At 70.0% G+C, this 12,579-nt stretch carries 10 protein-coding genes; 6 read left to right on the top strand and 4 right to left on the bottom strand.

Translation table 11 applies throughout. The features are described 5' to 3' along the window. Window positions 1–126 precede the first annotated feature (126 nt). Window positions 127–948 (top strand): trehalose-phosphatase, encoded by an 822-nt coding sequence (gene otsB, locus RUR_RS32240; RefSeq protein WP_283139001.1) that lies wholly within the window; start codon window positions 127–129, stop codon window positions 946–948. A 106-nt stretch (window positions 949–1,054) separates the two neighbouring features. On the opposite strand, the gene purL is transcribed toward otsB, so the two are convergent. The 4 genes from purL to purS form a co-directional block, all read right to left on the bottom strand. Then, on the bottom strand, window positions 1,055–3,292 hold the full coding sequence (purL, locus tag RUR_RS32235; protein WP_283139862.1) for a phosphoribosylformylglycinamidine synthase subunit PurL: 2,238 nt from the start codon (window positions 3,290–3,292) through the stop codon (window positions 1,055–1,057). Window positions 3,293–3,395: 103 nt separating this feature from the next. Further along, a complete protein-coding gene (gene purQ / locus RUR_RS32230; protein ID WP_283139000.1) occupies window positions 3,396–4,079 on the bottom strand; it encodes a phosphoribosylformylglycinamidine synthase subunit PurQ in 684 nt (227 codons plus the stop codon). Between the two features lie 184 nt (window positions 4,080–4,263). Next, window positions 4,264–4,659, bottom strand: coding sequence for an ATP-binding protein (locus tag RUR_RS32225; protein ID WP_283139861.1), 396 nt, complete (start codon window positions 4,657–4,659; stop codon window positions 4,264–4,266). 369 nt (window positions 4,660–5,028) lie between these two features. Next, window positions 5,029–5,271 (bottom strand): phosphoribosylformylglycinamidine synthase subunit PurS, encoded by a 243-nt coding sequence (purS, locus tag RUR_RS32220; RefSeq protein ID WP_283138999.1) that lies wholly within the window; start codon window positions 5,269–5,271, stop codon window positions 5,029–5,031. 465 nt (window positions 5,272–5,736) lie between these two features. Here purS and pdhA point away from each other — a divergent pair, with 465 nt between their 5' ends. From pdhA to RUR_RS32195, 5 genes are all read left to right on the top strand, one after another. Continuing rightward, window positions 5,737–6,837 (top strand): pyruvate dehydrogenase (acetyl-transferring) E1 component subunit alpha, encoded by a 1,101-nt coding sequence (gene pdhA / locus RUR_RS32215; protein ID WP_283138998.1) that lies wholly within the window; start codon window positions 5,737–5,739, stop codon window positions 6,835–6,837. Further along, window positions 6,834–7,823 (top strand): alpha-ketoacid dehydrogenase subunit beta, encoded by a 990-nt coding sequence (locus RUR_RS32210; protein WP_283138997.1) that lies wholly within the window; start codon window positions 6,834–6,836, stop codon window positions 7,821–7,823. Before pdhA ends, RUR_RS32210 begins: the two co-directional genes overlap by 4 nt. Window positions 7,824–7,827: 4 nt before the next feature. Next, window positions 7,828–9,159: a dihydrolipoamide acetyltransferase family protein gene (locus tag RUR_RS32205; RefSeq protein ID WP_283138996.1), complete on the top strand. Its 1,332-nt coding sequence runs from the start codon at window positions 7,828–7,830 to the stop codon at window positions 9,157–9,159. A gap of 297 nt (window positions 9,160–9,456) precedes the next feature. Then, window positions 9,457–11,040 carry a chymotrypsin family serine protease gene (locus RUR_RS32200; RefSeq protein ID WP_283138995.1) on the top strand — a complete coding sequence of 528 codons (1,584 nt, stop codon included), beginning with the start codon at window positions 9,457–9,459 and terminating at the stop codon, window positions 11,038–11,040. Window positions 11,041–11,053: 13 nt separating this feature from the next. After that, window positions 11,054–12,565: a hypothetical protein gene (locus tag RUR_RS32195; RefSeq protein WP_283138994.1), complete on the top strand. Its 1,512-nt coding sequence runs from the start codon at window positions 11,054–11,056 to the stop codon at window positions 12,563–12,565. Window positions 12,566–12,579 lie beyond the last annotated feature (14 nt).

The raw sequence follows: 12,579 nt of genomic DNA, 5'->3' as shown, positions 1-12,579 counted from the left end.
GATCACGGGGCGGCGTACGGGCTGTGGCTGCCGGTTCTTTCGCCTTCGACGACCCGGGATGTACGGCAAGGAACGGGCAGGAGCCCCAGAAGCGGTGGGCGGCACGCCTCGGGGTACGGTGCCGACATGAGTCCTGTGGAACCGCGGCGTCCGGGGCGAGCCCGGCTGAGCCGCGAGGAGGCCCTTCGGATCGCCGCCTCGCGGGGGGCCGAGAGTGGCTTCTTCTTCGACTTCGACGGGGTGCTCTCCCCGATCCAGAACGATCCGGCCACCTCGCAGCCGGTCCCGGGTGTCCTGAACGCGCTGGCGCAGCTGGCCGAACGCAGCCCGCGGGTGGGCATCGTCTCCGCCCGGCAGGTGGAGTTCCTGCTCACCAGGGTCGGCGAGGTGCCGGGGCTGGCGCTGTACGGCCTGTACGGCCTGGAACACGCCGTGGTCGGCGGCGAGATCACCATGAACGCCGAGGCGGTCTCCTGGATCCCGGCGATGGAGGAGCTCGTCCGGGACGCGCTGGCCGAGCTCCCCGACACGGTCAAGGTGGAGGACAAGCGACTCTCGGTGGCGCTGCACTATCGCACCGCCCCCGAGCTGCGGGGGACGGTGGAGCGCTGGGCGCGGCAGAAGGCGTCGAGCCTGGGGCTCGGCAGCCAGACCGGGCGGATGGTGGTCGAGCTCAAGCCGCCGGTCGACCGGCATAAGGGGACCGTTCTCCGGGAGGAGGTCTCCGGTCTCGCCGCGGCGTGGTTTTTCGGGGACGACGTCGCCGATATTCTCGCTTTCCGGACCCTGATGGAGATGGAGGCGGAGAATCCGGAATTCATCGGGGTCCGGGTGGCGGTGGCGAACGAGGAGACCGGTGCGGCGGTTGCGGAGGCGGCCGACTTCACGATCGACTCCCCTCGGGATCTCGTCTCGTTTATCGAGGAAATCGTCGCGCGATTAAATTAGCTGGATAAATCTGTTTATTGCTGGAAATTTGATCAGGCTCACTGCCTGAATACCATAAAGGACAGGCGCCGACCACACGCCTGTCCTTTATGGCAATTCCTGTCCTTTAGGCGAAGATTGCCGGAAGGGTTCCTTCGTAGGTGGTACGGAGCTCCGTCAGCGGGATCTCCAGCACCTCCTCCACCACCAGGCTCTCGCCACCCGTCTCGCCCAGCGCGCAGGCCGGAACACCGCGCTTGGCGCAGAGCTCGGCGAAACGGTCCCAGGAGCCAGGGCGCACCGCAACCAGGGCTCTGGCGGTGGACTCGCTGAACAACTCGGTGAACGCGTCCGCCGTCCCCGGCAGGATCACGCGGCAGCCGTACCCGCCGATCAGGCACGCTTCGGCGAGGGCGACCCCGAGTCCCCCGTCGGAGAGGTCGTGCGACCCGCTGAGCAGGCCGGAGGCGGCGGCCTCCACCAAGACCTCGGCGAGCAGGCGCTCGGACTCCAGGCGCACCGCCGGCGGGAGGCCGCCGAGGTGCCCGTGCGCGACGTGCGCCCACTCCGAGCCGCCGAACTCCGCGTCGGTCTCCCCGAGCAGGACCACCCGGGCCCCCGGCTCGGTGAACCCCGGCCGGACCCGATGCGACACGTCGTCGATCACGCCGAGCACCCCCACCACCGGGGTCGGGTTGATCGCGGTCGAGCCGGTCTGGTTGTAGAAGCTCACGTTCCCGCCGGTGACCGGGACCCCGAGCGTCTTGCACGCGTCGGCCAGGCCGCGGACCGCTTCGGCGAACTGCCACATGACCTCGGGGTCCTCGGGGGAGCCGAAGTTGAGGCAGTTGGTGACCGCGAGCGGCCGGGCGCCGCCCGTCGCGACGTTGCGGTAGGCCTCGGCCAGGGCGAGCTGCGCCCCGGCGTACGGGTCGAGCCGGGCGTACCTGCCGTTCCCGTCGGTGGCCAGCGCGATGCCGCGGGTCGTCACCCCGTCCGGGCCCGGCCCGTCTCCCGGGAGCCCCGGGACCACGTCCGCAATGCGGATCATGCCGGAATCCGCAGGGGTGGCGAGCACGGTGTTGCCCCGGACATACCTGTCGTACTGGGAGGTCACCCATTCCTTGGAGGCGATGTTCGGCGCCCCCAGCAGCTGCAGCAGGGCGGCGCGCAGGTCCGTCGGCCGGGCCAGCCGGTCCGGGGCGTCCTCGTTGAGCGCGGCCTGGGTGAGCGGCTCGCTGAACGGGCGGTCGTAGACCGGGCCCTCGTCGGCGGCGGTGCGCGGCGGCAGGTCCACGATGGTCTCGCCGTGCCAGGTCATGATCAGGCGCCCACCCCGGGCGGCCTCCTCGGGCGTGACGTCGGTGACCTCGCCGATCACGGTCGCCGGGACGTCCCACTTCCGGCAGATCTCCATGAACGCCGCGACGTTGGCCGGGGTGACCACCGCCATCATGCGCTCCTGGGACTCGCTCATGAGGATTTCCTCGGGACGCAGCGTCTCGTCCCGGAGCGGGACCGCGTCCAGCCGTACCGTCATCCCGCCGGTGCCCTTGGCGGCCAGCTCCGTGGTGGCGCAGGAGACGCCGGCCGCGCCCAGGTCCTGGATGCCGACGACCACGTCGGCGGCGAACAGCTCCAGGCAGCACTCGATCAGCAGCTTCTCCATGAAGGGGTCGCCGACCTGGACGCTGGGGCGCTTGGCCGCCGACTCCTCGTCGAAGGTCGCCGAGGCGAGCACCGAGGCCCCGCCGATGCCGTCGGGGCCGGTCCTGGCGCCGAACAGGATCACCTGGTTGCCCGGCCCGGGGGCGGTGGCGAGCTTGATCTGGTCCTTGCGCAGGACCCCGACGCAGAGGGCGTTGACCAGGGGGTTTCCGATGTAGCAGTCGTCGAAGACGACCTCGCCGCCGATGTTGGGCAGGCCCAGGCAGTTGCCGTAGAAACCGATCCCGCCCACCACGCCGGGGAGCACCCGCCGGGTGTCGGGCGCATCCGCCGGGCCGAACCGCAGGGTGTCCATGACGGCGACCGGCCGGGCGCCCATCGACATGATGTCGCGCACGATCCCGCCGACGCCGGTGGCCGCACCCTGGTGCGGCTCCACGTAGGAGGGGTGGTTGTGGGATTCGATCTTGAAGGTGACCGCCCACCCGTCGCCCACCTCGACCACGCCGGCGTTCTCCCCCATGCCGACCAGGAGCGCGTCGGAGGCGGGGGCCTTCGCCGCGAACTGCCTCAGGTGGACCTTGGAGGACTTGTACGAGCAGTGCTCGCTCCACATCACGCTGTAGATGGCGAGCTCGCTGCTGGTCGGGCGGCGCCCCAGGATCTCGCGGACGCGCAGGTACTCGTCCTGCTTCATACCGAGCTCGGCGTACGGCTGAGGCTCGTCAGGGGTCTGTTCGGCGCGCTTGACGGAGTCCGTGCTCACGATCGCGTTCCTTCTGTCCTTCCCGGGCGGGCGTTCATGCGTTGACGAGTTTTTTCAGAATCGAGGTGAAGAAACCGAGTCCGTCCGTACCGGGAGCGCCGATCAGTTCCTCGACCGCGTGTTCCGGATGGGGCATCAAACCGACGATGTTCCCGGCTTCGTTGGAGATTCCGGCGATGTCGTTCATCGCGCCGTTCGGATTCTCGCCGAGGTATCGGGCGACCACGAGTCCACCGCGTTCCAAGGCGTCCAGCGTCGCCGCGTCCGCCACGTAGCGACCCTCCCCGTGCTTGATGGGGATGACGACTTCCTGGTCTTTGGCGTAATCGCTCGTCCACGCCGTGGAGTTGTTCTCAATTCGCATGCGCTGGTCCCGGCAGACGAAGTGCAGGGTGCCGTTTCGCGGCAGGGCGCCGGGCAGCAGGTGGGCTTCGCACAGAATTTGAAAGCCGTTGCAGATGCCGAGCACGGGAAGCCCGGCCCGGGCCGCGGGGATCAACTCCGTCATCACCGGGGCGAACCGGGCGATGGCGCCGCCGCGGAGGTAGTCGCCGTAGGAGAAGCCTCCCGGCAGGACTACCGCGTCGACGGCCTTGAGATCGTGGTCGTCGTGCCAGAGCGGCACGGGAACCGCCCCGGCGAGCCCCACGGCCCGTGCGGCGTCTCGATCGTCAAGGGAGCCGGGAAAGGTGATGACGCCCACCCGGGCAGAACTCATGTGTGTCCCTCCACGCGCCTGCGCCGCGCCCCGTCTCACGTGCGGAGCGGGAGTCTGCGGCGGGTCGTCCCAGGTTATCGGGTGGCGGGTGGTGCGGGGGTCCGGGGCCGCGGAACCGGTGTGCGCACGGTGCGGACCAGGGCGATTCAGGCGCCGGATCGGGTCGCCGGGTCGGGTCGCCGGGTCAGCGGGAGGCGCCGGCGAGCTCGCGCTCCAGCAGCGGCAGCGGGGCGTCGTCCTGCCAGTCGAGTTGTTTCTTCAGCCAGACGGTGGTGCCGACCCCGGGGGTGGAGTCGAAGGTCACCTCGTCCACGACGGCCTTCATGATCTGAATGCCCCGGCCGTTCTCGGCCTCGGGCGGCGGGTAGTGGTCGGGGATTTCGGGCAGGCCCTGCCCGTGGTCGGCGACGGCCAGGACGCAGCGCCCCATGCCGACGTTGGCGATGACCTGGTAACGCAGCGTCGGACCCCCGTGCCGGACGACGTTGGCGCAGGCTTCGGACGCGGCGAGGAGGATATCGGACACGCATCCCTCGGTCACGCCCAGTGACCGCAGGGCGTCCCCCAGAACCCTGCGCACCACCGGAATTCCGATTGCCTCCCGTGGCAGCGCCAACGAGAACTCAATATCCACCGGCCCCTCCCGGCGTAGAACGGTCACGTATGGAAGGTTTCCCCGTAAGAATCGGCCTAACCGCTAAATCACGCGGTTGTTATTTACTGTTATGCAAGTTGTGGTAATGATGTTTGCTCAACGTTACATTGTGGACATTTTCTGGCGGGCTGAAGACGGCGCACGGTATTAAGATCGGCGCAGGTCACAGCGATTTCCGCGAGAGAAGGCCGGGGAATGCGTCGACGGCCTTCGGCCGGGCATCGGCCCGAAGAGTGAGCAAAATCATAGTGCGGTTTCCCCGCCCGTGGCGGCGGGGAACGCGGCCCGGGCGGCTTACTCCACGTGGAGGGTGAAGTCCTCGATGACCGGGTTCGCAAGCAGGGTCTCGGCGATCTTGCGGACCTCGGCGAGCGCGGCCTCGTCGGCGGGGCCCTCCAGCTCGACCTCGAAACGCTTGCCCTGCCGGACGCCGGTGACGCCGTCGAATCCGAGCCGGGGCAGCGCCCTGGCGATCGCCTGGCCCTGCGGGTCCAGGATCTCCGGCTTGAGCATGACGTCGACGATGACGCGCGCCACGGGTTCCTCCAGGTACGGCGAGACGGGTTCGGCAGGTAAGCGTATCGGCCTCGCGCCGCCGACCCGGCACCACACGCGGGTTCGTCCGGCCGGGGGCACGTCCGGCCCGGATTCGCCCGGGTCGCCCGGCGCGGGAGACTGGAAGGGTGAGACAGCGACCAACGGCGATTGCGGACGCAACCTGGTGTGCGGCCGGGGTGAACGGGAAGTTGAAGAGGATGACGACGGTGATCGACTCGGCGGGGGCGGGGGCCCCGTACGGGTCCGGTCCGAAGCCGCCGGGCGGGAACTCGACCGAAGGTCCGTACCATGCCGCTGCAAATCGGGCATACCCATATAGAGCTGATTTCTGCCAACATGACGGCAGACGCCGCCGTCGCTCCACCCAGAGCGGGGTCGGCGTGGAAGTCGGCCGGAACCGACGGAGACCCCGTTAGCGACGGCCCCGACGCACAGGAGCGGCACGTGACCATCGACGCCTCTCGTGGTGCTGACGCACCCCCTGAGCTTGTCCAACTGCTCACCCCAGAGGGGGAGCGGCTGGACCATCCCGACTACCACATAGAACTCACCGACGACGAGGTCAGAGGTCTCTATCGGGACCTTGTCCTGGTCCGCCGGGTGGATTTGGAGGCCGTCGCGCTGCAACGGCAGGGCGAACTCGGCATCTGGGCCTCGCTGTTGGGGCAGGAGGCGGCCCAGATCGGCTCCGGACGGGCGCTGACCGACCGGGACATGGCCTTCCCCACCTACCGGGAGCACGGTGTGGCCTGGTGCCGGAACGTCGACCCCGTCAAGCTGCTGGGACTCTTCCGCGGCGTCAACCACGGCGGCTGGGACCCCACCGAGCACAACTTCCACCTGTACACGATCGTCATCGGCAGTCAGACCCTGCACGCCACCGGTTACGCGATGGGGGTGCAGCGGGACGGGGCGGACGCCGCCGTGATCGCGTACTTCGGGGACGGGGCCACCTCGCAGGGCGACGTGAACGAGTCCTTCATCTGGGCCTCGGTGAACAACGCGCCGATCGTCTTCTTCTGCCAGAACAACCAGTGGGCGATCTCCGAGCCGCTGGAGCGGCAGACCAGGATCCCGCTCTACCGGCGGGCCTCGGGCTTCGGCTTCCCCGGCCTGCGGGTGGACGGGAACGACGTCTTCGCCTGCCTGGCCGTGACCAGGAAGGCGCTGGAGGACGCGCGGTCCGGGCAGGGGCCGACCCTGATCGAGGCGTTCACCTACCGGATGGGGGCGCACACCACCTCCGACGACCCGACCCGGTACCGGCTCGCCAGCGAGCTGGAGGCGTGGAAGCTCAAGGACCCGATCGAGCGGGTCAAGGCGTACCTCTTCAAGAACCAGATCGCCGGCCAGGACTTCTTCGACGCCGTGGACGAGGAGGCCAAGGCGCTCGGCAGGGACGTGCGGAGGCGCTGCCTGGAGATGCCGGACCCGAATCCGCTGGCGATCTTCGACCACGTCTACGCGGAGCCGCACGCGCTGATCGACGAGGAGCGGGCGCAGTACGCCGCCTACCTCTCCTCGTTCGAGGGGGAGGGTCGATGAAGACCGCGACGCTGACCATGGCGAGGTCGATCAACGAGGGGCTGCGCCGGGCCATGGAGGAGGATCCCAAGGTCCTCATCATGGGCGAGGACGTGGGCAAGCTCGGCGGGGTCTTCCGGGTCACCGACGGGCTGCAGAAGGACTTCGGCGAGGACCGGGTGATCGACACCCCGCTGGCGGAGTCCGGCATCATCGGCACCGCGATCGGCATGGCCATCCGCGGCTACCGCCCGGTCTGCGAGATCCAGTTCGACGGCTTCGTCTTCCCGGCCGCGAATCAGATCATCACCCAGCTCGCCAAGATGCCCATGCGCTCGCTCGGCGCGCTCCGGCTCCCGGTCGTGGTCCGCGTCCCCTGCGGGGGCGGCATCGGCGCGGTCGAGCACCACAGCGAGTCCCCCGAGTCGTACTTCACCCACACCGCCGGGCTGCGGGTGATGGCCTGTGCCAACCCACTCGACGCCTACACCATGATCCAGCAGGCCATCCGGCTCGACGATCCGGTGATCTTCTTCGAGCCCAAGCGCCGGTACTGGGAGAAGGCCGAGATCGACCTCGGCATGGACCTGCGCGAGGCGTGGCCGGTCGACCGGGCCAAGGTGGTCCGCGAGGGGACCGACGTGACCGTGCTCGCCTACGGTCCGATGGTCAAGACCGTGCTGGACGCGGCCGCCGCGGCCGAAGGCGAGGGCAGGTCCCTGGAGGTGGTCGACCTCCGCTCCCTCAACCCGCTGGACACCGAGACCGTCTTCCGGTCGGTGCGCAAGACCGGCCGGTGCGTCGTCGCGCACGAGGCCCCCACCTACAGCGGATTCGGTGCCGAGCTCGCGGCCCGCATCACCGAGCACTGCTTCTACTCCCTGGAGGCCCCGGTGCTGCGGGCGTGCGGTTTCTCCACCCCCTACCCGCCTTCGCGGCTGGAGGAGCACTACCTGCCCGACCTGGACAGGGTGCTGGACGCCGTCGACCGAAGCTTCGGGTGGTGAGCCGATGATCAAGGAGTTCAAGCTCCCCGACGTAGGCGAGGGCCTGACCGAGGCCGAGATCGTCAAATGGCATGTGCGCACGGGTGACACGGTCGAGATCAACCAGACGATCGTCGAGATCGAGACGGCGAAGGCGATCGTCGAGCTGCCCAGCCCGTACGAGGGTGTGGTGACCGCGCTGCACGTCGCCGAGGGGCAGACGGTCGACGTGGGCACGCCGATCATCGCCGTGGACGTCTCGGGGGGCGAGTCCGCCCCGCCGCCCGCCGCGGACACGGTCCCCGCTCCCCGGGACCGGACGCCCCCCGCCAAGGAGGAGCGGCAGCCGGTCCTCGTCGGTTACGGCGTGAAGGCCGGAGCCACCACCAGGCGTCCCCGCAAACCGGCCCCGGGGGCGCCGGCCGAGCCGGTACGGCCGATGGAGCCCGTGGCCGTCACGCCGCCGTCCGCGGTGGCACGGCCGGAACCCACCGCCGTCCAGGCGGCCGTACTCGCCAAGCCGCCGGTCCGCAAGCTCGCCAAGGACCTCGGCGTCGATCTCCGGGCGGTCGTCGGCACCGGGCCGCAGGGCAGCATCACCCGGGACGACGTCCGCGGGGCGGTGGGTCCGGCCGCCGTGCCCGCCTTCCGGCCGGGTGCCGGCCGGGAGGAGCGCATCCCGATCAAGGGCGTGCGCAGGCACACCGCGGCGGCCATGGTGGCCTCGGCGTTCACCGCCCCGCACGTCACCGAGTTCCTGCAGGTCGACGTCACCGAGACCATGGAGGCGGTACGGCGACTGCGCGGCCTCGCCGAGTTCGAGGACGTCAAGGTCTCGCCGTTGCTCCTGGTGGCGAACGCCCTGCTGGTCGCGGTAAAGCGGTACCCGATGGTCAACTCGTCCTGGGACGGGGACGACATCGTGGTCAAGCACTACGTGAACCTCGGCATCGCCGCCGCCGTGGACCGGGGCCTGGTGGTGCCCAACATCAAGGACGCGCACACCCTCTCCCTCCCCGAGCTGGCCCGCGCCCTCAACCTGCTCACCGAGACCGCGCGCGCCGGCCGTACCCAGCCCGCCGAGATGTCCGGCGGCACGATCACGATCACCAACGTCGGGGTGTTCGGGGTGGACGCCGGGACCCCGATCATCAACCCGGGGGAGGCGGCGATCCTGGCCGTCGGCCAGATCAGGAAACTGCCGTGGGTGGTGGACGACGAGATCAAACCCCGCCAGGTGTGCACCCTCGCCCTCTCCTTCGACCACCGGGTCGTGGACGGGCAGCTGGGCTCGTACGTCCTGCGGGACGTGGGGGCGATGCTGGAGGACCCGCTCCGCATGCTGGTGTGGGGCTGAACGCCTGTGCGGGGCCGAATGCTCGTGCGGGGCTGACGCCGCCCGCGTGACGTGGGCGCCGAACGCCGGTGGAACGGGCCGGGAGAGATCTTCTCCCGGCCCGTTTCTACGTTATTCATCCGGTTTTGTCCGGATGGATGCTCAGCACGCTCCGCGAAAACCTGGTGACAACCTGCTGACAGACGCCGGACGGCGATGTCTAATCGGAGAAGCTTGAGCGAGACGGGGCGGCGCCGCAACGCCGTGATCGACCGGCTGGACCGGTGGTGGCTTTGACGGCGAGTAGGGGGCCGCGCAATGCCCGACGATGCCCGACTAATCGAGATCAAGGACCGCGCGGCCTCGCGGTTTCTCGCCCTCCCCGGGGTGACCGCCGTCGGCATAGGCGGCCGGGAGCGCGCCGGACGGCCCACCGGTGAGCTGGTCATCAAAGTCTTCGTGCAGCGAAAGCGCCCTGCCGCCGAGCTCGCCGCCGGGGAGCTGATCCCGGCGTCGTTCGAGGGCGTCGGCACGGACCTGGTCGAGATGGGGGAGCAGGACCTGCTCGGCAACCCGCCGCCGCCTCCCGGCAAGCCGGAGGTGCCCGACATGGACACCGACACGGCCCGCCGGCGTCCCCTGCTCGGGGGCTGCGCGGTCATGGCCGATCTGACCTGGGTGGGCGACGGCACGCTTGCCTGTCTGCTGAAGCACCGCACCGATCCGAGCAAGGTGTACGCGCTGACCAACTGGCACATCATCGGGGACGGCGACGGCGGCGCCAGGTCCGTGGTCGGGGCGACCAAGGTCGGCCAGCCCACCAATCAGGACTCCGTCACCAAGTGCTGCTCCTCGATCGTGGGCAGGTACGCCGGGGGTGCGCTCGACACCACGCGTGACGCGGCGCTGATCCAGCTGAACCCGGGCACCGAGTGGCAGGCGGACATCCTGGACATCGGCGCGGTCCGCGGGATACACAAGATCACCCAGGCGGAGGCGGCGACCCAGACCTACCCGGTGCGCAAGCGCGGTATCCGCTCCCGGCTCACCGGGGGGACCGTCCAGGCGATCAACGCCACCACCAATGTGGCCGGGGTCAGCGTCACCAACACGATCCTGGTCAAGCCCCACCCCAACGACGGCGTTCCGGGCGGGACGCAGATCTTCTTTGCTCAGCACGGCGACTCGGGCAGCGCCCTGGTGAACGCCGCGGCCGAGGTGGTCGGGCTGGTCTTCTCCGCGGTGCTGAGGCCGGGGCAGCCGGGGCGGGGCAACGCGACGGCGGTCGCCATCGACGTGGTGATCAGCCGGTTCCAGGCGGTGGAGGGCATCCCCGTGGAGGTGGCCACCGCCGCCGTTCCCGGAATCGTCAACACCGTGCCCGGCGCCGCCGCGGTGGCGGTGCCCGCCGAGCTGGCTCAGGCCCTCGCCGGCCACCGGGCCGCCGAAGCCGTGTCGGCGCCCGCCGAAACAGCGCAGGCGCCCGCCGCCGCCCGATGGCCGCCGGGTGTTGACCCCCCGCCGCCCGCGCTCTTCGCCGGGCTCCAGCGGGACCTGGATCGCTCCACCGCCGGGCGGCACCTGATCAGGCTCTGGCTGAGTCACCAGCGTGAGCTGCTCGACCTGGTGAACCGCAACCGCCGGGTCACCGTCGCCTGGCACCGGGGTGGCGGCCCGGCGCTGTTCCAGATGTTGATCCGGATGCTGAGCCGGCCCGAGCTCGCGCTCCCGCACACCCTGGACGGCGAACCGCTGCCCGAGCGGCTGGACCGGCTGCATCAGGTGTTCGCCCGGTTCGCCAGTCCCGCGCTCCGGAGGGACCTGGATCAGGCCCGCAGGCTTCTGCCCGACCCGTCCGGGCGCACCTATCCACAGATCATCGACGCGCTCGGCGCAAGCTGATCAGGAGGCCGACGTGCCAAGCGACGAAGACATCGACGCGATCAAGAGGCGGGCCACCCCTGCGCTCCTCGCCCTTCCCGGGGTGGTCGCCGTCGGGCTCGGCAGCAAGGAGGTGGGCGGGGAGCCCACCGGCGAGCTTGTGATCAAGGTGTACGTCCGGGAGAAGCTTCCGGCCGCCCTGGTGTCGGCCGGTGAGCTCATCCCCGAACGGATCGAGGGCGTGCCCACCGATGTGATCGAATCCGGGGACATCGTGCTGCTCGCCGCCCCGACGGGTGTGATCCATCCTGAGCTGCTGGAGTACGACGACACACGTTTCCGGCCGCTGATCGGCGGGTCGCAGCTGGCGGTGGAGTCCAGCGGATACGTCGGCACCCTCGGCTGTGTGCTCCGGCACACCGCCGACACCGCCAAGCACTACGCGCTGACCAACTACCACGTGATCGCGGCACCCGACGTTCCCGCACCGGCCGTCGGCGTCACCAAGGTGGGACAGCCGGTCGGGAGCGACAGCTGCACCAAGTGCTGCAGCGACATCATCGGCCGGTACGCGGGCGGCGGGATGACGGGGGACCGGGACGAGGCCCTGGTCCAGCTGGCCCCGGGCACGGAGTGGCTCGCGGAGATCACCGAGATCGGTGTGATCAAGGGCAAGTACACGATCACACCCGCCGACGCGCAGCCGGGCACCTATCCGGTCCGCAAGCGCGGAGCCCGCACCAAGCTGACCGGAGGGAAGATCAGCTCACTGCGGGCCTCGACCACCACCGCCGACAACGTACTGATGATCACCCCCAATCCGCCGGTCCCGGCCCCCGCGCCGGGAACGATCGTCTTCTTCGCCTACGAAGGGGACTCCGGCTCCGCGCTCGTCAACGACGACGACAAGGTGGTGGGGCTGGTCTACGCCCGGACCACCCTCGGACTCGGCCTCGCCCATCCGATCGCCGGGGTGCTCGCTAGATTCGGCGCGATCGAACACCTGCCCGTGGACGTCGCCACCGCCACCGCCCCCGGCCAGGTCCAGACCGTGCCGGGAGCCGCCCTGGTCGCCGTACCGCCCGAGGCCGTGGCGGCGCTCACCGGGGCGGCGGCCGTCGGCCCGGTCTACGCCCCGGCCGCCCAGCCCTGGTTCACCGGTCCGGCCCCGCCGGGGTTCTCCTCCCTCCAGGGCGATCTGGACCGCTCGGCGACCGGGCGGTTCTTCATCACCTTCTGGCTGGAGCACCAGGAGGAGCTGCTCCGGCTGGTCAACCGCAACCGGCGGGTCACCATCGCCTGGCACCGCGGCGGTGGCGCGGCCCTCTTCCAGCTGGCCACCCGGATGATCTCGTATCCCGATCTGGCGCTTCCGCACACGCTGAACGGACAGCCGCTGGCCGAGTGCCTGGACCGGCTGCAGGAGGTGTTCACCAGGTTCGCCGGGACCCGGCTCGCGGCCGACCTGGCCAGAGCACGGGCACTCCTGCCCGATCTGCCCGGCCGCACCTATCCACAGATCATTTCGGCGCTCGAAGCCGGGTGACCCCCGACACCGTG

The sequence above is a fragment of the Rhizohabitans arisaemae genome (assembly GCF_025996515.1).
Lineage (GTDB): Bacteria > Actinomycetota > Actinomycetes > Streptosporangiales > Streptosporangiaceae > Rhizohabitans > Rhizohabitans arisaemae.
This window is presented reverse-complemented; position numbering and strand designations above follow the sequence as displayed.